25 protein-coding genes are annotated in these 22,544 nt (G+C 36.3%); 18 read left to right on the forward strand and 7 right to left on the reverse strand.

What is annotated here, in order from left to right:
• Positions 1–230: 230 nt before the first annotated feature.
• Positions 231–749 carry a hypothetical protein gene (locus QVB70_RS15960; RefSeq protein WP_287588326.1) on the forward strand — a complete coding sequence of 173 codons (519 nt, stop codon included), beginning with the start codon at positions 231–233 and terminating at the stop codon, positions 747–749.
• 113 nt (positions 750–862) lie between these two features.
• On the opposite strand, the gene QVB70_RS15965 is transcribed toward QVB70_RS15960, so the two are convergent.
• From QVB70_RS15965 to QVB70_RS15980, 4 genes are all read right to left on the reverse strand, one after another.
• Positions 863–1,111 (reverse strand): hypothetical protein, encoded by a 249-nt coding sequence (locus tag QVB70_RS15965; RefSeq protein ID WP_287588327.1) that lies wholly within the window; start codon positions 1,109–1,111, stop codon positions 863–865.
• A gap of 196 nt (positions 1,112–1,307) precedes the next feature.
• Complete coding sequence (locus tag QVB70_RS15970; RefSeq protein ID WP_287588329.1) at positions 1,308–1,730, reverse strand: hypothetical protein; 423 nt, start codon at positions 1,728–1,730, stop codon at positions 1,308–1,310.
• 19 nt (positions 1,731–1,749) lie between these two features.
• The gene (locus QVB70_RS15975) at positions 1,750–2,427 is read right to left on the reverse strand and encodes a hypothetical protein (RefSeq protein WP_287588331.1); all 678 of its coding nucleotides are present in this window, start codon (positions 2,425–2,427) and stop codon (positions 1,750–1,752) included.
• A 40-nt stretch (positions 2,428–2,467) separates the two neighbouring features.
• Complete coding sequence (locus QVB70_RS15980; RefSeq protein ID WP_287588332.1) at positions 2,468–2,887, reverse strand: hypothetical protein; 420 nt, start codon at positions 2,885–2,887, stop codon at positions 2,468–2,470.
• A gap of 937 nt (positions 2,888–3,824) precedes the next feature.
• On the opposite strand from QVB70_RS15980, the gene QVB70_RS15985 reads away from it, so the two are divergent.
• The 5 genes from QVB70_RS15985 to QVB70_RS16005 all read left to right on the forward strand — a co-directional run bounded on the left by QVB70_RS15985 (position 3,825) and on the right by QVB70_RS16005 (position 6,518).
• A complete protein-coding gene (locus tag QVB70_RS15985) occupies positions 3,825–3,965 on the forward strand; it encodes a hypothetical protein (protein WP_287588333.1) in 141 nt (46 codons plus the stop codon).
• A 29-nt stretch (positions 3,966–3,994) separates the two neighbouring features.
• Entirely contained in the window at positions 3,995–4,168 is a 174-nt protein-coding gene (locus QVB70_RS15990; RefSeq protein ID WP_287588336.1) for a hypothetical protein, read from the forward strand.
• A gap of 7 nt (positions 4,169–4,175) precedes the next feature.
• A complete protein-coding gene (locus QVB70_RS15995; RefSeq protein WP_287588339.1) occupies positions 4,176–5,717 on the forward strand; it encodes a hypothetical protein in 1,542 nt (513 codons plus the stop codon).
• A gap of 259 nt (positions 5,718–5,976) precedes the next feature.
• Positions 5,977–6,138: a hypothetical protein gene (locus QVB70_RS16000; protein WP_287588340.1), complete on the forward strand. Its 162-nt coding sequence runs from the start codon at positions 5,977–5,979 to the stop codon at positions 6,136–6,138.
• An 11-nt stretch (positions 6,139–6,149) separates the two neighbouring features.
• Positions 6,150–6,518, forward strand: coding sequence for a hypothetical protein (locus QVB70_RS16005; RefSeq protein WP_287588342.1), 369 nt, complete (start codon positions 6,150–6,152; stop codon positions 6,516–6,518).
• Positions 6,519–6,770: 252 nt separating this feature from the next.
• Here the strand turns inward: QVB70_RS16005 and QVB70_RS16010 are convergent, their stop codons facing one another.
• Positions 6,771–7,850, reverse strand: coding sequence for a tyrosine-type recombinase/integrase (locus QVB70_RS16010; protein ID WP_287588344.1), 1,080 nt, complete (start codon positions 7,848–7,850; stop codon positions 6,771–6,773).
• Between the two features lie 500 nt (positions 7,851–8,350).
• Between QVB70_RS16010 and QVB70_RS16015 the strand changes: the two genes are divergently transcribed.
• The 3 genes from QVB70_RS16015 to QVB70_RS16025 all read left to right on the forward strand — a co-directional run bounded on the left by QVB70_RS16015 (position 8,351) and on the right by QVB70_RS16025 (position 10,584).
• Positions 8,351–8,986 carry a hypothetical protein gene (locus tag QVB70_RS16015; protein ID WP_287588346.1) on the forward strand — a complete coding sequence of 212 codons (636 nt, stop codon included), beginning with the start codon at positions 8,351–8,353 and terminating at the stop codon, positions 8,984–8,986.
• Between the two features lie 553 nt (positions 8,987–9,539).
• The gene (locus QVB70_RS16020; RefSeq protein ID WP_287588348.1) at positions 9,540–10,202 is read left to right on the forward strand and encodes a hypothetical protein; all 663 of its coding nucleotides are present in this window, start codon (positions 9,540–9,542) and stop codon (positions 10,200–10,202) included.
• A 103-nt stretch (positions 10,203–10,305) separates the two neighbouring features.
• Complete coding sequence (locus QVB70_RS16025) at positions 10,306–10,584, forward strand: hypothetical protein (RefSeq protein ID WP_287588350.1); 279 nt, start codon at positions 10,306–10,308, stop codon at positions 10,582–10,584.
• 280 nt (positions 10,585–10,864) lie between these two features.
• Here the strand turns inward: QVB70_RS16025 and QVB70_RS16030 are convergent, their stop codons facing one another.
• On the reverse strand, positions 10,865–11,668 hold the full coding sequence (locus QVB70_RS16030) for a radical SAM protein (protein WP_287588352.1): 804 nt from the start codon (positions 11,666–11,668) through the stop codon (positions 10,865–10,867).
• A 306-nt stretch (positions 11,669–11,974) separates the two neighbouring features.
• Between QVB70_RS16030 and QVB70_RS16035 the strand changes: the two genes are divergently transcribed.
• Complete coding sequence (locus QVB70_RS16035) at positions 11,975–12,718, forward strand: hypothetical protein (protein WP_287588354.1); 744 nt, start codon at positions 11,975–11,977, stop codon at positions 12,716–12,718.
• 18 nt (positions 12,719–12,736) lie between these two features.
• A complete protein-coding gene (locus QVB70_RS16040) occupies positions 12,737–13,222 on the forward strand; it encodes a hypothetical protein (protein ID WP_287588356.1) in 486 nt (161 codons plus the stop codon).
• A 45-nt stretch (positions 13,223–13,267) separates the two neighbouring features.
• Here QVB70_RS16040 and spcS read toward each other — a convergent pair whose 3' ends face one another.
• Positions 13,268–14,602: an O-phosphoseryl-tRNA(Sec) selenium transferase gene (gene spcS / locus QVB70_RS16045; RefSeq protein ID WP_287588358.1), complete on the reverse strand. Its 1,335-nt coding sequence runs from the start codon at positions 14,600–14,602 to the stop codon at positions 13,268–13,270.
• A gap of 261 nt (positions 14,603–14,863) precedes the next feature.
• On the opposite strand from spcS, the gene QVB70_RS16050 reads away from it, so the two are divergent.
• From QVB70_RS16050 to QVB70_RS16080, 7 genes are all read left to right on the forward strand, one after another.
• Entirely contained in the window at positions 14,864–16,003 is a 1,140-nt protein-coding gene (locus tag QVB70_RS16050) for a Coenzyme F420 hydrogenase/dehydrogenase, beta subunit C-terminal domain (RefSeq protein ID WP_287588360.1), read from the forward strand.
• 44 nt (positions 16,004–16,047) lie between these two features.
• Entirely contained in the window at positions 16,048–18,045 is a 1,998-nt protein-coding gene (locus QVB70_RS16055) for a CoB--CoM heterodisulfide reductase iron-sulfur subunit A family protein (protein ID WP_287588362.1), read from the forward strand.
• 14 nt (positions 18,046–18,059) lie between these two features.
• Complete coding sequence (locus tag QVB70_RS16060; RefSeq protein WP_287588365.1) at positions 18,060–18,512, forward strand: hydrogenase iron-sulfur subunit; 453 nt, start codon at positions 18,060–18,062, stop codon at positions 18,510–18,512.
• Between the two features lie 158 nt (positions 18,513–18,670).
• Positions 18,671–19,639 (forward strand): hypothetical protein, encoded by a 969-nt coding sequence (locus tag QVB70_RS16065; RefSeq protein ID WP_287588368.1) that lies wholly within the window; start codon positions 18,671–18,673, stop codon positions 19,637–19,639.
• 5 nt (positions 19,640–19,644) lie between these two features.
• Complete coding sequence (locus QVB70_RS16070; protein ID WP_287588371.1) at positions 19,645–20,952, forward strand: Ni/Fe hydrogenase subunit alpha; 1,308 nt, start codon at positions 19,645–19,647, stop codon at positions 20,950–20,952.
• Between the two features lie 404 nt (positions 20,953–21,356).
• Positions 21,357–21,821 (forward strand): 4Fe-4S dicluster domain-containing protein, encoded by a 465-nt coding sequence (locus QVB70_RS16075; RefSeq protein ID WP_287588376.1) that lies wholly within the window; start codon positions 21,357–21,359, stop codon positions 21,819–21,821.
• Positions 21,822–21,823: 2 nt separating this feature from the next.
• Positions 21,824–22,544 (forward strand): CoB--CoM heterodisulfide reductase iron-sulfur subunit B family protein (locus QVB70_RS16080; protein WP_287588374.1); only part of this gene is annotated, 721 nt, incomplete at its 3' end.

Here is a 22,544-nt window from a genome sequence, read left to right on the forward strand (position 1 = left end):
ATCGTCAATTTTGGAAAAGGATTGGTTTGTAGTAAATAACGCTTTTTATTTGGATAAGATCTCCAATAAAGAAAGAGAAATTGACATACTTGCAAACAACCCATTTAGTAAACATGAAGGATCGAAAATTAAATTTCTTTGTACTATAACTTTAATAGTCGAATGTAAGAAAAGCAACACACACGCGTGGGTTTTTTTTTTCACGTCCCACAAAATATCAAGTTGCTGGTATGCAACAAATTGTCAACCATGTTCGACATATAACTTTTACGCAAGAACTACTTAAATATACTGGAAGAATTCATCATCAAGATTTTAATAGAGTTGCAAGTACTTATGGTGAATTTAAAAAACAAAAAGGGAAAAGTCAGAAAGAGGAAATCTTTATTGCAATAAATCAACTTAGAAATTATGTCATTTATGAAGTGGATCGATTTATTGAATATACAGAGATCCCAGAGTACATAAGATTTTTCTTTCCTATTATTGTCTTTGATGGAAAACTTTACGAATGCACTATCGAAAATACAGAACCAAGACTTCAAGAAATCAATCATGTTTTGTTGCGTCATTGGTATCCTGACGGTATTTTCTATTTTGACATCGTAAAAAGGGAATATTTCAGAGAGTTTTTAAAAAAAATCAAAGAGGAAAGAGATCGAATCTATAATAATGTCAATAAAAACTATCAAGAAATAATAGAAATAGGAGAAAAAATCAAAGAGGCAATGAGAAGAAGTAGGAAATAAATAGTTGTATCATACATGTCTAAGAAACTGAAACGCGCACCTTTTGTCTCATTGTCTTAGTTTTATTGAGACAAGACGTATTAAAATGAGACAGATATGAGACAAAATAAAGATTACTCTTCGCAAGTTAAACCGAAAACGTCTTCCTGAAATTCTGCAAATAATTCTGCTTCTGATTGCTTAACTTTGTGAATAAAATCAATGTATTTCATCACAAGTCTTCTAATTTTAGCAGATATACATTTACCAAAAACTTCTTTTACGGTCTCAAATTCTAATGAATTAAAATAGACTTTGACGTATTTTTTCTTATGGAAGTCTTCAGGTGGACTTATCAAATTGGCATATTTTGATTTTGGCATGATTCTATTACCACCATTTCATTAAATTTAACTGTCCCCTAACTAATTTTAACTATAATTTAATGAATTAATCAATCTAAATAAGACATTTTGGACACTACAGGACACCAAAAGAATCCCCCTAAAACTGGGTTAATTTTAGGTTACTGAATATTTTTTGTGCTATTTTTCATCCTATTTTTCATTGAAGTAAAAGTTATTTTCCTGAACTATCCTTGTGATTACAGAGAGTACCACCGTTTAATATTTGCTCACTTATTCGTATCATATGAAATCTGATAAACTGTGAGAAAACTTTTCCACTTAATTCACTGGCTCTTCTGATTGTTTCCTTTTCTTCCTTGCTCAAATAAATGGGTACTGAATCACGTCCTATTCGGTCTATTTCCCTTATGCGCTTTTTTGCATATTGTTCTAACCTATAGCATTCCCTTTCATCTTTAGAAACAGTTTTATAGTAGTCTATCACATTTTCTACGTCTTCCTTTGAATAAGAAAGTCCTTCTTTGCTTAAGTGTTCTGAAATAAGTTCAGGGGTGCACTGTGCATAGTTTGATTGAAACATGATTTCTTGAACAATTTCTGTTGGAATGCGTATTTGTTCGGTGTGTTCTAACATTAAAACCACCTATTTTCATTTAATCATATGTTTCTCCTGCGGTTGCACTACTTATGAGGTCATCAAACAAGAATACCACCGTGAGCACCAGTAATAAAACACCTAACAAGGCACTGAACTCTAAGACATTAGCCATAGACCCACCTATCTGATAGAAGTAGTCTGAAGGTGCTATTGTACCAGTTAACACGCCTATCAAAATAATCATAGGCAACACTGTAGCTACTAATGCACCTGCGCCATATAGAGAACCGTTATCCATTGCGTCACCTACATTGATTAACACACCACCTAAGATTGCAAAACCTATTACCGCACCCATTATTGGCATAGAGAAGACTTGAGAAAATAAATCTGCGCTCAGTTGCATTCCTGCAAGTGTTATAATGTCTATAGACGGTGGATATGCACTAAGACCTATTGAGTTTGTGAATAGCAATGTCTGACCTACACCGTTTAACAGAACAAAGAAACCACCAATTAGAATGAATAAATTAACTGTGATTTTTTCAGAAGTTATTCTTGAACCGAGAACTAAGAATTCCGCAAATGTAGAAGAAAATAAAACACCGAGAAACACCACAAGAACATATTCTTGCATATTGTAGTATTGGAGATAAATCAGAAGACCCCATAGACTTAAGAATAGAAACATATGCAAGGAGAAACCTACTTTTTGCAGACCGTCAAATTCCATTCGTTTATCACCCTTTCCTTAATTTTTATTAGATTTTTTATTATTCGTTTACGGGGATTCTATAAATTACGTTTTTGTGACTAATTTCTACCTTTTCCACCTGTCCTTCCTTCTTAAGCCATTTTAATACTGTATATAAGCGTTGCTTATTGTTAAGACCAACCTTTTCAAATTCTATTGTTCTGATTTCACCTACTTCTTCAATATACTTCAAGACTTTATTATGTGCTTCATATTTCTCTCTTTTTGTAGTAGGTCTTGTCTTTAGTTGTTCTATTTTATCCCTGTATTTCAGAATGTATATACGGTCTTGTGGTCGTATCCCATGTTCATAAAGTTTTTTTGGTGGAATAACATTGTATTGTTCATAGTCTTCCAAAGTTGGTGGAACATTTATACCGTCTTCTTCCAGTATAGCAATGATTTCTTCGTTTCCAATAGTTTCTTCGTGTTTACTCATAGAAATCCCCTAATGGTCAATGATTGACCATTGTTATTAAGTCTATCCTATACCCCTATTTCAACTTATTAATTTTATGGTCAACAGTTGACCATATTAAGAATTAGTTCAAAGATAAGTGAAAGGGGATAAATGGAAGCATTCACCCTATTTTTAATACAAACGTCACATACAGGGTGATTTTTCATCATTAAAGTCTATTAGAAATGATATTGTGTTCGAGTTATTTAGGCACTACACATTATAAGATTACTAATTCTCAACTTAACAGAAAACTCTCATAGGTAAGAGACTAAAAACAGCAAAAGGTGTTGTAGGAAGGGGGAAAAGCATTCATAACGAATGTAAAACCCCTTCCATTATTTCAAAAAAGGTGTGGGTATGGCACAGTGCTTCTGTAGGAACTGGTGACCAATAATGCAAGAAACAAGGATTCACAACACAAATGCTGTAAACACCTATACAACTACCCATTTTTTTCAAGTTTTACTACACTATAACCTTCTTTTGGCTTAAATGTTTTATGGTCAACAGTTGACCATTCATGTCATTTGTATTAATTCTGTAGGTGTTAGCGTATTACAGATTAGTGTATTACAGAAATGCAGGTGCAGATTTAACAACCTGCAAAAAGGTACTTTTCGCAATCCTATTTGGCGCGCTTTACTGTTTATAATTATGCATATGCATGTCTATAAAAATAGATCAAAAGAAGAGATTTCCCCTACTAAGTTTCCTTAATCTCTTATTTCCTTATATATCAAAAGTATAGACGGATTGTATCGGGTTTATTTAGTGTGAGATATACTTCTATTTTTAGATATAATTGTCTCATTTTGTCTCAGTTGTCTTAATGTGTTAGTACAATGCTTAAGTTTAAATATAACTGAATTTAGTAAAATATTTGTTTATTTACTAAATCCTAAAGGTGACATGAATGCCTGAAGTTATTACTATCTCAATAAATGCAAAACTAAGAAGAAAAATAGACAAGGTATGCAACGGTAACCGTTCACGCTTCTTTAGGGATGCAGTTGTTGAGAAATTGAAAAAAATGGAAGAAGAATTAACTAAATGAAAAAAAGGGAATAAGGGTGTGTCAGCACCGTGACTAATGTTATCTTTTTGCCTAAAAAAGGTATCGTTCAATTGAAAAAAGCAGAAAATCTTATTATTGGTCTTTTGAACGATCCTAAATCACGGTGGCAATGGAATATTCTCAATGAAGTTCTTTCATTGATTAGGGAAGTAGGAGCACTAAGTAAAGAGGTTAATGGGTGATTCAGGAATGACTGAAGCAGATAACAATGAATTTAGTGGTGACGGGTGGCTTATAGGCAAAACAGGAAAAGGTGACCCTATTTATATCGAACTACCGAAAGAAGAAGAAAAAACAGTGTCTATTGAAACTGGACACATTGATAAAGAGTCTTCTTTTCAGTTATGTTATTTTCAGGTAAAGAAGTATATACAAAAAACCAATAAACAGACGGGTGATAAAGAACTTGCAGAAATAGACAGATCACTACACCCTTTTATAATATATAAAATTAATGAAGAACGCGGGTATGAACCTTTAAAAGATAATAACATCTTTTCTGTTAATGGGACTGCTTACAAGGTGAAAAAAGACTTTGACTTTCCTGAAGGAATGGGGATGTCAAGGGAAGCTGTGGTAAATTTCCTTCAAAAAAATTCGTCTCTAACAAAACTTGATGAATTTTATACCGATTTGAAAAATTTCCTGAGTCAATACACTTGGTACGAAGACCACCGTCTTTATGACTTGGAAACCCTTTATGTAATCGGTACTTACTTTCATCAAGCATTTAACGTCTATCCTATTTATGCGCTAAGGGGACCACCTGAATGTGGTAAGACACGAACTAATCAAGTCATGTGTTCAGTAAGTTACAATGCTCTGTTCACCCCTAATTTAAGTGACGCAACCTTCTATTACGCAAGGTCTAATTATCATTGCTCACTGGGACTTGATGAAACTAATATTAGGAGTAAAAAGGAAGAATCTATTCTTGAAGATCTCATAAACAACGCATACAAGAAAGGTGGTGCAGTCTTAAGAATGAGTGAAGGAAATCCACGAAAAATTATACCGTTCTCTGTGTTCGGTCCCCTTATTTATTCAAGTACCAAAGAAATGCCTTATGCTACGTCTACCAGAGCTATAGAAGTTATGATGCAAGTCACCGATAAATCTGAATACTCAGATAAATCAGAACCCTACAGAGAAGACAGTTTACCAACGATTATAAGAGATAAACTATACATTGTTACTCTTGAATCTGGTTCTGAAATTTGTGAACACTATCACAACCTTTCAAATAAGGATTATAATATCTCTAATAGAGACTGGGAACTTTTTAAGCCATTCCTTGCATTAACTTCGTTTTTTGCGCCTTATATAGAAGACTCACTTATTGAAGTCATTAAAGAACGCATTAAACAGAAAACTATTGATAAAACAGAACAATTTGATTATCAAGTGCTTTTAGTTTTGAAACAAATTATTGATATTGACGCTGAAACTCAGAATGAAACAAATTGGCGCATTAAGGACGGTTATCTTTATCTTAAAGATTTTACAGGCATTGTTATAGATACATTAGGTTTAGACCCTAAATATTACTCTTGGAGACCTATACAGAAGTCATTAAAGAATTTAAATCTTTATCGTGACCCCACAAGAGGAACAGGTAATCGTGCAAAATTTAGAGTGGATTATGAGAAGGTAGAAAATTGGATTAAACGTAGTGGATTATCTCCATTCCCCATTGATGCGATCTCACAGGAGAATGACGGACATAGTTAGGATAGTTAGGTGAGTTAGGTAAAAATGACGTGGATATATGCTTCTGATAATGTTAAAACTTTACCTATGAAGTTCAAGGAAAAGAGTTAGGAGATTAAGATATGTAATTAGGTGGTTCAGTTTAGTTAGGATAGGATAAATGTATGTTTCTGGGTCTAAAAACAACCTAACTTAACTAACTATCCTAACTAAGTTGGATCAGGAGAATTAAGATAAGTTTGTAAAATAAAAGAAAATGAAGAAAAAAAGGTGTTCTGACATGAATTTATTTGATAAATTGAAGTTGCCAAAGACACCACCAGAAACAAGAAAAAAGTGTTGGAATTTGATTAACAAAATACAAGATGATAGACCACAAACAGAAGAACACAAAGAATTGATTAAACTATTAGTAGACCTGTTTAATGGTTTAAATAGATAGGGGAATAAGATATGAAAGATACAGAGTTTGATGATATTGATTTTGACCTGAAGGACGAATCTTGGCTTAAGGACGAAGAAGACCTTGACACGGAAGAAAAACTGAACTATGACCTGTCTAAGATAGACCGTGACCTGCTATCTAAAACCGTTCTAATTGAATATATTCGTGAAAGGATAAAGCAGAAACATCAAAAACGTATATCAATTACAGGTGAAAGTGAAAAAGCCATATTGAAGTTTATCGAAAACCAACTAAAACAATTCTTAGATTTACTGATAAATGAACTTATTCCTATTGTAGAAGTGTCTCTCAAAAAGACAATTTTTCCCCGCCATGTACGTTACACTAAAAGTGTGATTTCAAGGTTAAGATTGTAATTTCAGGGATTGTGAGACTGTGAAATTGAAAGACTGTAAATTGTTGAAAAAATTGCTATATCCTACAAAATATGCAACATTTACACTTTTCAAAAATGCATATGCAGAATTATGAAACTTCAAGGTGGTGAAGAACTGGAATGATAGAAGAAGAAGTTCGAAATAAAATGTTAAAAAAAGTTGAAGAAATTAAAGAAATAGTGGGTAGGATAGAAGGTAGAACAAAAAAACCTTCTTTAATTGAAAGTTAGTTTATTTTGATTTTGCTAATGCTTTTATCATTAATTCAAGTTCACTAATCTTGTGTTTTAAGGTTTCTATGTCTTCTTCTTGGTCTTTTGCCTTTTCTTCAAGTTCTCTTGTATCAACACTTATTGAAAGGTGTGGTTCTGCAAGTTTGAAATTCCTAATTAATTCATGTTCTTTATATTCGTCATAAGCACTGTCAAAGGGTAATTTATGACCCATACTCATTTCTGCTTGTTCAAAAGGAATACCGTTCTGTTTTGCAACACTGGAAAAAGCCTTTCTTATAGCATGAAAACCTAAAGGGTTTTGTTTTCCATATTTTTCAAGGTCTTCAAAAGTAATCAAACCAGCTTTAACTATAGTGTGTCTCATTATATATTGTGCTGTCCTATTACTCAAACGGTTTTGAAGTTCATGCTTCTTAATTCCTGTAAATAAAGGTGAATCATCTTTAATCACATTTCCCAGTTGTGTGCGCCATTTAATATATTGTTTCAACAAACTGATTGAATCCCTACCTATAACAGCTGTTGATTCGACCCCTTCTTTTCCCCTAATGTATTCAATAATATGATAGTCCTTATTGTCTTCAATTGCTTCCTTTACATCTGAATAATCAAGGTTTAACAGGTCACCTATACCCATACCTGTTTGAAATGCTACAACGATTAATGCTTTATCTCGTAAATTAGAAGCTGCATTAACAATGTCTTTTATTTGTTCTTTTCGTAATGCCTTTCGTTTGTATTTTTTAGCGCGTTTACGTTTTGGAGTCTGAATTTTAATCTCATAATATTTTAAGAATGATTTTATGATTGCTTCTGACACTGCGCTATAGTTTAGTGTCTTTTTTTGTCTTCTAAGGTGATTATACCATTTATTGAGTTTTGTTTTTACACTGATTACGTCTAACTGTGCTTCTTCTAAAAAGTCTTCAGGTGTTATGTCAAAAAACTCACAAAAATGCTTCATTTTAGGTCTATATTGTTTTTGTGTTGATTCAGGAAAACTTGTAAGCCAATTTTCAACAACAGAGTGTTTTTGACTCCATTCCTTTAAGGTTTCTTTTGTTGTAGTTGCCATAACAATACACCTGAGTATAAATAAGACGTAGTGGTATATATATTTTTTTCATGCAAAAAATAGAGGTAATACTATATTTTCACGCAATTAGTACTATCGTGAGCTATGATCGGGAACGTATAAAGTTTTGAAAAGGTATACAGCAATTGACTCTCTATATTCCTAAGGAATTGGAATGCTATGGTAGTATCTAAGTCACTAAGAAGGATCTAGTACCTTTTTCTTTGTTGTTCTAAAATATTGCGTTTAATCTGCATTTCACGCTATATTCAAAAATGACAAATGTCGCAAGTGAATAATTGTCAATAAAGACTACTTTTTAAAAAAGAGTGTCAATGCATGCTTGTTTTCTAAAGTAAAGTAATAAACATTGAGTATTAATGGCGAATTGCCTAAAAAAAGACTGGTATAGGAATATCGAAAAAAAAACCATTTTAAATTTTTAAAGAATAAGTTGTCATAATACCTTCTAATTGTTCTCAAAAATGGGAGAGAGGGCAATGTTAGAAATAAACTGGGAAGTTCTTTGTGTTGTAGACGCGGTTTCAATTATAATCTATTGTATTTTTTTGTATTATGCTTATTGTGGCCCAATACCTGAAGCTCGGGCAGATAGAAGACTAATTGGAACGCCAGATGACGAACTCATAAAGGTAATGTATGATGCCCAAAAAACATATCTAAGTCAGCAACATCAGATATTAAGAGATTTTAAAACATTTTTTCAATATTTACTGGTTGTATTGTCTTTTCTTTCGGCTTTGGTTGCGCTTCTTTTAAGGATATTCCTAGACCAAGGTTTCCTTATTGATGCAAAAGATTTGCTTTCTGTGAGCGTTCCAGTAATTCTGAGTTTCTCAGTTTGGTCAGCAGCAACTATCCTAACAATCTATGGTGTTTCTACTGTGAGGACTTGGGGTGTCGGTTACAAGAATGAAACTGAAATAAGAACAGATTTCGCACAATCATTAAATGAATGGTATCATGATACCGTGCTTTCATATCAACATGCAATACGAAATAATGCACTCACAATCAAATGTATTAAAAAAAGATTCAGGATAGCGGTTTATACATCGATTTTTACAGTAATCTGTTTTTGTCTTTCATTCATTTGGATAACACACTTCGCTTAATTTAATATCACTCCTAAAAAATGTATGTACCCCAAACATTAAATAAGAACGAAGATATTATTTATTTGAAGGAAAATGATCGGTCCTGGATCTAGACATGAAGAATTTTAAGTCTTTAAGTTACTTTTTTTGAGAACATTAGCTATAAGAAGACACAAATTTACCACTTTTCTAACACTTTTTACCATTTTATAACAATTTAACACTTTCATAAGAACCGTGTTTTTCTTTGCAGTTGTAATCTCTGCTTCTCCAATTTTTGTTTCTCTTTTGACCATTGAGTTATACTTCTATGCAACCGGCCTATGAGTTTTAATTCGTTTATCATAGAGCTTGCTATATGGACAGCTCATCTTATTGTGTTCTTTTTCATTATTGTTATAATTGTTGCGTTGTTTAAGGCCAGTGAAACTAAATGACGCCATTCATTGTATATTTCACTTTTATACAAAGTATGTACTTTTCACAGTGGTAAAAAGTGGTAAGAAGTGGTCAATATTTTGGAACAAGTTCTAGGAAAGTGTAATATGGATGAAGAGAACTAGAAATAGATATGGATGAAGATAAATTATTCTATATTCGCTTAGTCATCTTATCTGCTTTTTTTGCTATGGTCTATTTTGTAATAGATGTGTTTTTTGGATTTCCAGTTATTCGCTACGAAATCGGTTTAGCAGTCATAGGAACTATAGTTACTGTGCTGGGTATTTTCATCGCTTTTGACCTTCAAGTCCCAACTGAGCGTTATTATAAAGAATATGAAGCATTTTCAAATAAAATTACAGATATTAAACAGATAGTTTCTGAAAAACTTAAAACTCTGTATTCTGAGTTGTCCAAAGGTGAATCAATGCCCATGACTGAAGCTACAAATAATTTGATTAAAGAATTGTCCTCTATAAGTCTAAAATTATACGATGATTTATTTGTCGAAAGTAGAAAGGAAGTTAGATCGAGAACTATAGTATCTCTATTTGGTTTTATCGCAATTATTTGGCTTATTTTGCAGCCATTTGTATGGAAAATTGATACTTTCAATCAGATAAGCAGCGGATACGTAGAAATTTTGATTATAAGTTTGTTGTTTGCTTTTCTTTGGATAGGATCAAAGATAAATCTTCTCTACTCAGAAAATGTAACTCTATATGATAGACTTTCGAAAAGAGTTAAGAGAATGAGAAAATCTGTTGAGAAAAAATACAATAAAAACGATTAATCAGCAAAAAAGATACTTTCGAAAAAATATCATGCTCTTAAGTACAACATACATACATAATTCAATAATTTCTTTTTCGAAAAATCAAAAGGGGGAATGGTATTTGTCTAAAAATTATAAAGATGAAATAAAATCACTGATATACACTTTAGAGGATTATTTAGATACCTACAAAGAAAGACATGCAAAAGATGATCCTTTTGTTGAACCTGAACCTTATGAATGGAAACATCAGATTCGTAATATTTTACAGGACTTAGCTATAGAAATAGAAAAGGAAGGAGATTTACAGAAAATCCATAACATATACAGACCATTCGTTGATACAGTAAAAGAGATCTATAAAATACCTGAAACGAAGAGAAAAATAGAATCAGAATAAAATCACAAAAAAATTCGATTAGAAGTCACAAAATCCTGTTTTTATGCTCTTAGAAGTGAAGAAAATACCATTATGAAAAATGATTATGATTTAGGTATCTTCTAGAAACCTACTAAAATTTGAGTTTTCCTTCTCATAAAGAACTTAATCATCAGATACTAGGTAATGAATACTTTCCTTCTCATAAACTTGTCATTATAATTTTTACTGTCATTACAAATTAAATAAACTATATTTTCACGCAGCTCATTTTGAAAGAGTAATAAAAACCACCAAAATCTCAAGCGATCTCAATAACATCTGCTCTACACTGTTTGCAGTGTCGGAATTGAGGAATTATTTTTTCGCAGTTATTCCTAGCATCTATTATTTCGCTAGATGTAGGTTTTCTAATATCCTCAAAAGAAGCTAAAGGGATTAATGGAGTTATATTCTGGAGGTGTGCACCTCTTCTTTTCACTTCAGCTGCAATCTCCGCTATATGCATGTCGTTTATTCCTGGGATCAAAATACTATTTATTTTTGTAACTATCCCCTGTTTAACGATTTTACTTAACCCTTTCAGTTGTTTTTCTATCAGGAGTTGGGCTCCCTCGATTCCTTCATATCTAGTACCTTTATATGTCACATAGGAGTATATCTTAGCTCCAATATTTGCATCTAAGCAATTTATCGTTATTGTACACGCTTTAACGCCTAAGTCTTTCAACATTTCAGCATAGTCTTCTAATAGAAGACCATTTGTGCTTAGACACAATATCAACTCTGGAAAGGCTATATGAATTTTCTCTAGTGTTTTGAATGTATTTTCATTATATAGTGGTTCACCCGGGCCAGCAATACCCGCTACTCTCAACCGTTCATTGTGTGCATATTTTCTGACTAACTCAACAGCTTCATCAGGCGAAAGAATTTTCGTAGCCACTGAGGGTCTAAAAGCATGATAACTGCAGCCTATTTTTTGGTCACAGTAATTACATTTCATATTGCACTTTGGAGCGACTGGAAGATGAATTCGCCCGTATCTCGAATGGCCGTTGATATAACAAGGATGATTCTGCATTACGTACTGTAAACTGTCCACTCTTGTCCCTCAATCATATCAATTTGACCCTTAAGTTTAATTAGTAACTGTTCAGGTAATGAAACCTTTTTGTTAAGCGTTTAATTGAAGTACTTTGTGCTGTTTGTTATTGTAAATGCCCAAAAATCGGAAAGAATATGCCGATGGAGAAAGTTTTAACAGTAACAATTTAAGTATTAGATCTTTATATGAGGCTGATGATGTAGTGCAAGAACATTGAGGAGGTGGGCGCTAATTTCCACTGTCGAAAGAATGATAGTAGAGTCACGAATGCTTTGCTCTAAATGAATCACGGAAGCGGATCTGATGGGGCTTGACATCGCAAGAATCACATATGTTGATGACACTGGTGAACACAGATTATTGGATAACCCGCTAAAAAGAGTAAATGGTCTCTGGATAAAATGCAATATGAATAATTCTCAGAAGATCATAAAAAGTTGCGATTATTGGGAGATCGTTGACACGACTGCTTCATTTGCAGAAATTAGTGGTCACAGAATTCGATACAGAGAAACTCATCTGCAATACGATCCCTTGAGGAATATATCCTTATCTCTTAACATCTGTGTGTATTTTCCAAAGCAACCGTTCTTTGTGCTTGATTACATGATAAAAAATACTTCGAAAAACTCATCACTTACTGATGTTTCTCTTTATTGGCTCATAGACCTTGATATCGAGGGTAAGGAGAGTTACAAAGATAATTTTGCACGGTACGATGATGACATAATTTACCAATACCATTCGCGATCTAATGTTCATGCGGGCTTCTGTAGTACAATTAAATCATCCCGGTATGAATGTAACAGTCCTTATGGACTCAGAATCAAATCACATCACCTTAACTTAGGAAACATCAACTTTCGAGGTCCTGATGACTGTTCAATTGGCTTACAATGGGATTTTGGACAGCTATCGCCTCAAAAAACGATCAACTTACCAGTGGTTTTTGCAGCAGGTATGGATAAAACACATTTCCACTCGAACATGGAGCAAGGTATTGCGCTATTAAATAAAATAAAAAATACAAATGATTCCACCTCTTAAAGCCTCTTGAGGTGGGAGATGGGCGATGAACGCGACCGCCAGGAGATTTATACATTATATTTAGGAGAAATAAAAATGGACATAGAAGGTTATGTATTTCCTGATGATCTCTATTATTCCGACCAGTTTTTATGGATTCGCATAGAAAGTGACAATTTGGCGATAATCGGACTCAATGAACTTGCTGTAAAAGCGGTTAAAGAGTTTGCGCTCATCGAAATCTTCTATCCAGTTGGGTATGAAATAACTGCGGGGAAGCCAATAGGGGCATCGGATTCGTGGAAGGGCTCTTTAACTCTTTACAACCCAATTTCTGGTAAAATAGTAGAAGTGAATCAAGATGTAGAATATGATCCTCAATTGGTTATAACAGATCCGTATGGAGCAGGATGGTTTTTTAAAATCTCACCTATTAATTTGCTTGCAGACAAAGAAGCGTTAATGAAGGGAGGAAGCCCAGAACTCGTTAAATGGGTGAAGGCTACTATAAAAAAGTTAGTTTAACATTGCTTTTCCTGGAGGCTATAACAAATTTCCTTTTATCGCTGTTTATGAGAGAGGATGTTTACTGAGAAGTTCATCTAATCGTTTTACAGTTGTGTTAATATCTGTTTTCTCTACTCCAATAGCAGCATTAATTGTAAGATATTGGGTTGGATATGTGTCATGGCATGTTCCAAAAGTAGAGTCTGCCTTAGGTAACCCGCGCGGTCCTGTTACTCGTAAAGTGTATAATTGCGCACCTAATTTATGCGCGATTCTTGGTTCTGTAATTGTCATTGCTACAGCGATAGTACTATCTACTTCAAGTAAACGCTCTCCATGTTTTTCTGCCGTCTCTTCAAGTCTTGTTTTCAATAAATTATAGCATTCATTTTGTTGCTGTATTAATTCTCTATATCCATTCTCTCCTAATGATAGAATCGCGGCCAGAAATTGTACAACTGGTGCAGCAGTTGCACGTCCCGCGTATGAATGCGCTACTCTTTTAAGAAATTCTTCATCAGGTCCAGCTATAATAGATCCGCCAACAGGGCACAGAAAATTCTTGTCAGTAGATTGGATTATTGCATCTACACGTCCTTTAAAAATCGCGCTTCTTATCATCTTCATTATCACAGGTGATTGCACGCCATAAGCATTATTTATTACATGTGGGATCCTCTTTTCTTTTGCTATTTTTGCTATTGAAATTACATCATCAGGCTGTCGTGGTGGGAAAAAGGTAGTTGTTGTCAAAATCGCAGAGGTGTGTTCATCTATTGCTGCTTCAACATCATTTGGATCAGAAATAACAGCATCACCGTCTAATTTACATTGTATAATTTTCGGTTGCAAATCAACAAGTGAAATACCGTTTAACGGTGATTCATGATCTATTCGAGGATAAACGACCTCTTGTCCTCCTGTAAGATCCCGTGCAACTTTTAATGCCAGACCAATGCTCATACCAGTAGCTAGAGGGATGATGTATGCCCCTGAAATATTTTCAATTCCAAATTTTTTGAGTAAGTCTGTCGCAAGTCTGTTAGCGATCTGATACATTAAAGATCCGCCTGCTGCCTTTGGTTGAGGATCTATTAATACACCACTTCTTCCAACTCCATGATTAAATCCCGCAGCTAATTCTGAAACTAAAGGCGATGCAATTCTCGCTTCCCGTTCGCCGATTCGCGCCGCCTTAGGATCCTTATCTGTATCCATAGATGACAAAACCTTGAGCAATAATCTAATTGACTCATCAGACCATCCCTCTTTTGGAAGTGTTCTTTGTTCAAAAAGCCTTTTTATAGGTTTTATTAGCGTTTCTTCCAAAACAATAAGACCACGATCCAGCATGTGAGGTGGTATTAATCCTAAAAGAAGTTCTTTTGGTAACTTCATAGGAATCCCCTATTATATGTTATATGGTACTATTAGATAGTTTTCTTGCTCTTCAAATCAAGATATAGTTCATTATAGTTCATTGTAGTTTATAAGATAAACCTTTTAAACCCTAAACTGTAGAATCCACTCGAACAACTAAAATAATCATTAATCATTAGTAGAAAGAAATTTAAAATGCTAGGCTTTGTCGTTTGAGGATATTGTTTTGATGTTCAATGAACATTTTACTATAAGTAGATGATAAGAGAGTGAGCTGAAATGACTTTAGAAGTTGAACTTAAACTAGGCCCATTTACAGATTTAAAGGCTGATGTTATTGATAAAGGAAAGTGTACTGGTTGTGGTAGTTGCGTTGCTGTCTGCCCAACTCAAGTTATAAAATTTATTGATGACATTCCAACTCTTCAAGAAGTTCCTGGGGAGATTCCTGAGGGGGAACCACCCGTAGGCAAATGTATTGAGTGTAAACTTTGTTATTTTGTGTGCCCTGTCACAGAATCACTTGAGCCGCGTATGCAAGAATTATTTGGTACAGAAGATGTTTTTGGTACTTATCTAAATCTCTACAAAGCTAAAACTGAGGTACCTGAGATCGCCGAAGTCGCTCAAGATGGAGGTATAGTCTCCACAATCTTAGCATTTGCATTTCAAAAAGGACTCATAGATGGAGCTATAGTCTCTGAAGCAAGTGAGGAGAACCCATGGGTTCCAAAACCAAAGATCATTACTTCATATGAGGAATTAATGAAATCTGCCGGTACGCGTTACTCACTCAGTCCTAATATTATTTCCCTTGCCCAATATAGGGAAGTTGTTGAGGAGTTATTAGCGAAACATCCGGTAGGCGAAGATTGGCTACGATTGGCGTTTGTTGGAACGCCTTGTCAAGCACATGGCATAAGAAAGATGCATAATGCCTTGGAAGGTGCGGATATCCGCCCAGCAAATTTAGTTGTTTTAAATATTGGACTATTTTGTATGGAAAACTTCGATGCGAAGAAGTTGCATCAACTTATCTTAGATAAGACAGGCGCGACCATCGATCAGATACGTAAAATGGATATTAAAAAAGGCGCTTTGCACATCTTTCCAAAAGATGGAGGAGACGCAAAAACTATACCCCTAGAGGAGACTACAGAGGCTGTAAGAAGTGGCTGTCATTCATGCGAAGATCTTACTGCTTGGTATGCAGATATAAGTGTTGGAAGTATAGGCACGCCCGGTGGCTGGTCAACCGTCTTCGTCCGTACACAAAAAGGCAAAGATATCTTTGAAGGCGCCGTTAGAGCGAACATGATCAAAAAAGAGTCTCTTACAGAGAAAGGAGAGAGTTTATTACGCCGATTAACAAGTAAAAAACAAGAAACAGGCAAAAAATACAAAGAAACTCATGTCTGATTAATTTCATCATTTAATTAAATGTTTTAGTGGAGTGACGGTTCATGAGTGAAGAAGTACTTCAAAAAAGCAAAGATGAAGAACCCCGAATTGGCGTTTACATTTGTCATTGTGGAAAGAACATAGCAGGAACAGTAGATAGCGAATCAGTTGCTGAATATGCAGCAAAATTACCAAATGTTGTAACTGCTAAGGATTATTTGTATACATGTTCTGAGCCTGGACAAAATATGATTCGGGATGATATCAAAGAACTTGGATTAAACCGCGTTGTTGTTGCGGCTTGTAGTCCAAAAATGCATGAAAATACCTTTAGAAAAACGATTACTGATTCTGGTCTAAATCCTTATGTTCTTGAAGTTGCAAATATTCGGGAGCAATGTAGCTGGTGTCATATGAATGAAAAAGAAAAAGCTACCGATAAAGCAAAGGACCTAGTACGTATGGCTGTTTTTAGAGCAAGCGACCTTGAACCACTAGAAAAGATGACTATACCTGTGGATAAATCAAGTTTAGTTATTGGCGGTGGAATTGCAGGAATCGAAACTGCGTTAGATATGGCTGATGCAGGCCTAAAGGTCTACTTAGTTGAGAGGGAGGTCAGCATTGGAGGAAAAATGGCGCAGTTAGACAAGACATTCCCAACACTCGACTGTTCTGCTTGTATTCTAACGCCAAAAATGGTTTCAGCATCTCGACATCCTAATATTACGCTTCTCACCTATTCTGAGGTAAAGCATGTAGATGGATATGTCGGAAATTTCAAGGTAACTGTTGAGAAAAAACCTCGCTATGTTGACATAGACGCTTGTACTGGGTGTGGCGAATGCGCCATTGTATGCCCAGTGAGAATTCCTAACGAATTTGATATGAACCGCGGCAAGAGAGCGGCAATTGATGTTCCATTTCCTCAAGCAGTCCCGCTAAAATACGCGATTGATTCTGAGCACTGTCTTTACTTTAAAAACAAACTATGCACCACATGCAAACAGTTATGTCCTAAAAATGCCATAGATTACGATCAAGAGCCAGAAATAGTTGAATTAACTGTTGGTTCAATAGTAGTCGCCACGGGTTGCGATACCTTTGATGCTTCTAAGATCCCAGAACTAGGATATGAACGATATCCCAACGTCATTACGAATATGGACTTTGAACGGATAGTTAATGCAGGCGGTCCGACGGAGGGCCACATCCTTAGACCTTCGGACAACAAGGAACCTAAGTCGGTAGCCTTTATTCAATGTGTAGGCGCACGAGACGAAGAAAACGAATTGTACTGTTGCAGATATGGATGCATGGCTGCAATGAAGCAAGCGTATTTGTTAAAGGAGAAACTCGGACCTGACACAGATGTTTACATCTGTTACATTGATCTCCGCTCCTTTGGTAAAGGATACGAAGAATTTTATCGAAAAATAAGGAACATGGGTGTCAAATTCATCAGAGGACAGCCATCTGAGATCTTACAAAATCCAGACGGATCACTAGTCTTCAATGTATACGATTCCAATATAGCTCGTCATATGGAAATAACTGTTGATATGGCTGTTCTTACCCTCGCATTAACACCACCTAAAGGAATTGATGAACTCCAACAAATCTTACGAATCTCAAGAGGTGCCGATGGTTACTTCCTAGAGGCCCACGTCAAATTACAGCCAGCAGAAACGCATACAAGAGGAATTATGCTTGCTGGAACTTGTATGGCACCTAGAGATATCACTGATACGGTATCACACGCAGCTAATGCTGCTGCCAAGGCAATTGATCTATTAGCTGCAGGTGAAGTTGAAATTGAACCGATTACTGCATGGGTTGACAAAGATATATGCAGTGGTTGTGGTGTGTGCCTTGATGTATGTCCTTACTCTGCTATTAAAGGTGTTGATGTCGAAGGACACAGACGTGCGGAAGTAATTGATGCCCTGTGTACAGGTTGCGGCACATGTGGAGCTGCTTGTCCATCAAATGCAATAACAAATAGACATTATACTAGAAAACAACTGATGGATCAGGTAATAGCGGCTTTGGAGACTTAAAGGAGGAAAATGTCATGACAGAAGCTGTTATGGTAAAAAAGGAAAAAATCGTAGAAAACTTTGAACCCAAGATCGTAGGTTTCCTTTGTAACTGGTGTTGCTATGGTGGCGCTGATATGGCTGGTCTTGGTAGAATGCAGTATCCGACTAACATTAGAATCATAAGAGTCATGTGCTCTGGACGCGTTGACCCTGAGTTTATTCTCGAAGCATTTCGAAGAGGAGCCGATGGTGTGTTCATCGGAGGATGCCACCTAGGAGATTGCCACTACGTCGAGGGCAATTACAGGACTCAAAGACGAGTTATTTTGCTCAAGGAGTACTTAAGTTCAATGAACATTAATCCAGAGCGTCTTCGTTTGGAGTGGGTTTCTGCTTCTGAGGGTGAGAAATTCACGAGAGTAGTAAAGGATTTCGTTAAAGTATTGAAGGAGTTAGGGCCCTTTGATGGCTCCGATAAAGAATAAAGAAGTCACAAATTATCTGTAATGAACAATAATGATGAATGATGATATTTTGGCGTTCGTCATTAACAATAATGAAGATTTAAATAAACAAAACATGTTAATGAAAGGAAAAGAATGTGAAAAGGTAACATAATAATGAATGGAAGAGGTTGATTTTTATGCCATTGAAAGTAGCTTTTTTGCAGCTTGCGAGCTGCTGGGGTTGTCATCAGAGTCTTGTGGACATGCATGAGAAACTCCTAGATGTAGTGCCCCACTTGGAAATTGTCCATTGGGCGGCTGTGGTCGACTACAAGTACAAAGACCTTGAAGCCCTTCCTGATGGAGAAATTGACATCGGTTTTGTCGAAGGCTGTAGCAGAACAGAAGAAGACGTGCATCATCTCAAAGTACTGCGGAAGAAATCAAAAGCGGTAATTGCATTCGGAACTTGCTCTTGTTTCGGTGGAGTTTATGGCATGGCAAACTCATATTCAATTGAAGCTTGCAAAGAACGAAAATTCCTCACCGCAGATACAGTTGTTGAGGGAACAATCCCTACGCATGATGTACCTGATTTCGAACCATTCATCATTCCTAACGACGAGATAGTTCCAGTGGATCTTCATATCTGGGGATGTCCGCCCGAGACTGAAGTCATTCTCAAGGTCGTTGGTGGTGTTCTTGAACATGGACTCGGCACGGTTGTTAGCATCTTACAAGAGCACGGAGAAGAATACCTCTGGTCTGAGGTATTGGGGTTCCCGGTGAAAACTCAATGTGATGAATGTGAGCGTACTCGTGAGGAGAAAAAACTTACAGTGATAAAACGAGATTTCGAAGGCATTCCTGACCCAGAAAAATGCCTTCTAGAACAAGGTTACATTTGTATGGGTCCTGCCACTCGTGCGGGATGTGGTGTGAGATGTCCGAACGCTGGTGTACCTTGTACTGGATGCTGGGGTCCTGCGCCTAACGTCAGAGATCAAGGATCTAAGATGATGAGTGCATTAGCTAGTATTTGTAAAGATATTGACCCTGAAGATTTCCGGAAAATGGTGCCTGATACTGTAGGAACATTTTACAAGTTCTTTTTAGCTAAAGCACTCCTCCCACGTATGGTAAAAGAAAAGAGTATGGAGGTATAAGAAATATGCCTACAATTAAGATCGAACCCGTAACACGGTTGGAAGGACATTTAAATGTAACAATAGAATTAACAGATGATGGGAAAGTAAAAGATGCGCAAGCACGGGTGACACTTACACGTTTCTTCGAAAAGTTTTTGGAAGGTCGCTTGATGGAACATGCGCCTCGTATTGTGCCACGTATCTGTGGTATTTGCCCTGAAGCACATCACTTAGCTTCTATAAAGGCAGTAGAGGACGCATGGGATATTACACCCCCCATTGCTGCCCACAAACTACGAGAACTTCTACTTCAAGCTAAAATGATTTCAAGTCATGCAATCCACTTTTATGCTTTGGCAGCGCCTGACTTTATCTTTGGTCCATTTGCAGATCCAGCAGTGCGCAACTTGATTGGCATTATTCAGAATATGCCTGAAGAAGCAAAGAAGGCTATTGAGCTCATGCGATTCGGACAAGACCTCTGTCATACAATCGGAGGTAGAGCTGTACATCCAGTTACTGCAATCCCAGGAGGACAATCCTATCGATTTTCAGAAGAATCACGGGACGAATACTTAAAGAGAGTGGATCGTATCATCGAGTTATGCGAATGGAGTCTTGAACTCGGGAAAAAAGTAACAACTGATTATCTTGATGTTGCGACAAAGGTTGGGGTGCTCCCAACGCATTATGTTGGTCTGGCAAATAATGGAGTTCATAGTTACTTTGATGGAACAGTGCGCGTAATGAACCCCGAAGGCAAAATTGTCGAGGATTTCAAACCACAAGACTACAAGGACTACATGGGCGAATATGTGACCGATCACAGTTACACAACACATGTCTTCTACAAACCCGCTGGCTACCCTGCAGGAATTTGGAGAGCAAACACCTTAGCTAGAATCAATGTTGTTGACAAAATGGAAACACCGATAGCACAAAAAGAATTGGAACTCTTCAGAGAAACTTTAGGACGTCCAAGTCACCATACATTTGCATATCACTGGGCCCGTCTCATCGAGATGCTTGAATCTGCAGAAAAAACTAAGATCCTATTGGAAGATCCAGATATCGTCAGCACAGATATTAAATTAGCCGATATCGAGCCCAAAGAAGGCGAAGGTGTAGGTATTGTTGAAGCACCTCGCGGAACGCTTACCCACAACTATTGGTCTGATGCGAACGGAGTAATAACGAAAGCTAATCTCATTGTAGCGACGAACCACAATCTCCACGCAATTGAAGTCGGATTAAAACAACTGGCTAAGAAAGTTTTCGAAGAAGGAATCGTAAACGAACTTAAATTACCAGAGCCTATGGTCAAAACATAAACAAAGAGAGGACGAAGTACAAGAGAGAAATTAAAATTATTAATGAAAATTTAAAGAGAGGCGATTATATGGTTGAAATTGATGAGAAACTTCTTAACCTGTTCGAAATGTTAATACGCTGTTATGACTGTTGAATAGCTTGTAGTGCTCATCTCATTGTCAAAGATGAGAAGGGTAACGTACTTGCAAAGAAGGATATGGTCATTGCAACAGGATGATCTGATCGACAAAAAAGTATGAAGTCGACAGGAACTGGGCCCATATGCGGGGCTTACATATCCTTTCCTTCTAATTAATTTACACTTTAAGTTCATTTATTCACATATTCAAACTACAGGAGGCTGTTCCCCCTGTCACCACAAGTATTAGAGACAAAAAAAGCTGACCCAAAAGCATTAGAAAAAATTCGCCAAGCTGTAGGCGAGGCAGAGCCTGGTTATTGTTACCAGTGCATAAAATGTACTAGCGGATGTCCTATTTCTAGGCAGTTAGACGGTTTCAACCCACATGTTTTTGTGGCAATGGCAAAAATGGGATTTATCGACGAGCTTATCAATGATAAAACTATCTGGGCTTGCGTATGGTGTATGACTTGTAAGGAAAGATGTCCTCAAGACGTTTCACCAATGGAGGTTATCAGATCACTCACTCAACTCGCATTTGAACGAGGTATTGAACCTCCTACAATAGGTTTGAAATCCCAATTTGGAAATATCATTACAACTGGTTTTGCAAGAGATTTTACATGGGTTGAAGGAGAACGTGAGGATATAGATGATCTTCCCGAGTTACCGAAACCTCGTCTGGATAAAATAAAAGCAATGTTGAAAAAGACTTCCCTAGCAAGGTGGATGGAAAAGGAGGAATAAACATGGATTTGGCACTTTATTTAGGTTGCACAGTACCTACCTATGGCTATGACTATGAACTAGCAATACGCAAAGTTTTACCAAAATTTGATATTAATTTGATTGACCTTCCTGAAGCTGGCTGTTGTGGTCTTCCATTTGGAGATCTTGATAGTCTTGCATGGTTGACGATGAGTGCAAGAAATATGGCTCTCGCAGAAGAAAAGAATCTGGATATTCTTGCTCTATGTAATGGATGCTACTTATCTCTGGAAGAAGTAAAACATTTCCTAGCAGAAGATCCAGAACTTAAGGAGCAAGTAAATCAGTTACTTGCCGAAGAGGATTTAGAATACAAAGGAACTAACGGCAACTATTTAGTTCTAGAGATTCTACATGACGTAATTGGTCTTGAAAAGATAAAACAGTCCGTCACAAAACCATTGACTGGTTTTAGAATTGCAGCCCACTATGGATGCCATGCAATACGACCAAGCAAACTACCAGGACGCCCTGACGATTCAGAAACCCCCATAAAGATGGAACGAATTCTTGAAGCCATAGGTGCAGATACAATGGATTATCCTGAACGACTTGCGTGTTGCGGAACGAAAGAATATTCATATGATCCGGAAATCACATTAAAACTTGGATATTCAAAACTCAAAGCCATAAAAGAATATGGATTCGATGGCCTCGCAACAATTTGTCCTCTTTGTCAATACGTCTACGATTATAGCCAAG

It is taken from the genome of Candidatus Borrarchaeum sp., from assembly GCF_019058535.1.
Taxonomy (GTDB): domain Archaea; phylum Asgardarchaeota; class Sifarchaeia; order Borrarchaeales; family Borrarchaeaceae; genus Borrarchaeum; species Borrarchaeum weybense.

Bases quoted from the DNA above. Each gene is read 5' to 3' on its own strand.
- QVB70_RS15960 (WP_287588326.1), top strand. From the start codon at position 231: ATGCAACAAATTGTCAACCATGTTCGACATATAACTTTTACGCAAGAA.
- QVB70_RS15965 (WP_287588327.1), bottom strand. From the start codon at position 1,111: ATGCCAAAATCAAAATATGCCAATTTGATAAGTCCACCTGAAGACTTC.
- QVB70_RS15970 (WP_287588329.1), bottom strand. From the start codon at position 1,730: ATGTTAGAACACACCGAACAAATACGCATTCCAACAGAAATTGTTCAA.
- QVB70_RS15975 (WP_287588331.1), bottom strand. From the start codon at position 2,427: ATGGAATTTGACGGTCTGCAAAAAGTAGGTTTCTCCTTGCATATGTTT.
- QVB70_RS15980 (WP_287588332.1), bottom strand. From the start codon at position 2,887: ATGAGTAAACACGAAGAAACTATTGGAAACGAAGAAATCATTGCTATA.
- QVB70_RS15985 (WP_287588333.1), top strand. From the start codon at position 3,825: ATGCCTGAAGTTATTACTATCTCAATAAATGCAAAACTAAGAAGAAAA.
- QVB70_RS15995 (WP_287588339.1), top strand. From the start codon at position 4,176: ATGACTGAAGCAGATAACAATGAATTTAGTGGTGACGGGTGGCTTATA.
- QVB70_RS16000 (WP_287588340.1), top strand. From the start codon at position 5,977: ATGAATTTATTTGATAAATTGAAGTTGCCAAAGACACCACCAGAAACA.
- QVB70_RS16005 (WP_287588342.1), top strand. From the start codon at position 6,150: ATGAAAGATACAGAGTTTGATGATATTGATTTTGACCTGAAGGACGAA.
- QVB70_RS16010 (WP_287588344.1), bottom strand. From the start codon at position 7,850: ATGGCAACTACAACAAAAGAAACCTTAAAGGAATGGAGTCAAAAACAC.
- QVB70_RS16015 (WP_287588346.1), top strand. From the start codon at position 8,351: ATGTTAGAAATAAACTGGGAAGTTCTTTGTGTTGTAGACGCGGTTTCA.
- QVB70_RS16020 (WP_287588348.1), top strand. From the start codon at position 9,540: ATGGATGAAGATAAATTATTCTATATTCGCTTAGTCATCTTATCTGCT.
- QVB70_RS16035 (WP_287588354.1), top strand. From the start codon at position 11,975: ATGGGGCTTGACATCGCAAGAATCACATATGTTGATGACACTGGTGAA.
- QVB70_RS16040 (WP_287588356.1), top strand. From the start codon at position 12,737: ATGGGCGATGAACGCGACCGCCAGGAGATTTATACATTATATTTAGGA.
- spcS (WP_287588358.1), bottom strand. From the start codon at position 14,602: ATGAAGTTACCAAAAGAACTTCTTTTAGGATTAATACCACCTCACATG.
- QVB70_RS16050 (WP_287588360.1), top strand. From the start codon at position 14,864: ATGACTTTAGAAGTTGAACTTAAACTAGGCCCATTTACAGATTTAAAG.
- QVB70_RS16055 (WP_287588362.1), top strand. From the start codon at position 16,048: ATGAGTGAAGAAGTACTTCAAAAAAGCAAAGATGAAGAACCCCGAATT.
- QVB70_RS16060 (WP_287588365.1), top strand. From the start codon at position 18,060: ATGACAGAAGCTGTTATGGTAAAAAAGGAAAAAATCGTAGAAAACTTT.
- QVB70_RS16065 (WP_287588368.1), top strand. From the start codon at position 18,671: ATGCCATTGAAAGTAGCTTTTTTGCAGCTTGCGAGCTGCTGGGGTTGT.
- QVB70_RS16070 (WP_287588371.1), top strand. From the start codon at position 19,645: ATGCCTACAATTAAGATCGAACCCGTAACACGGTTGGAAGGACATTTA.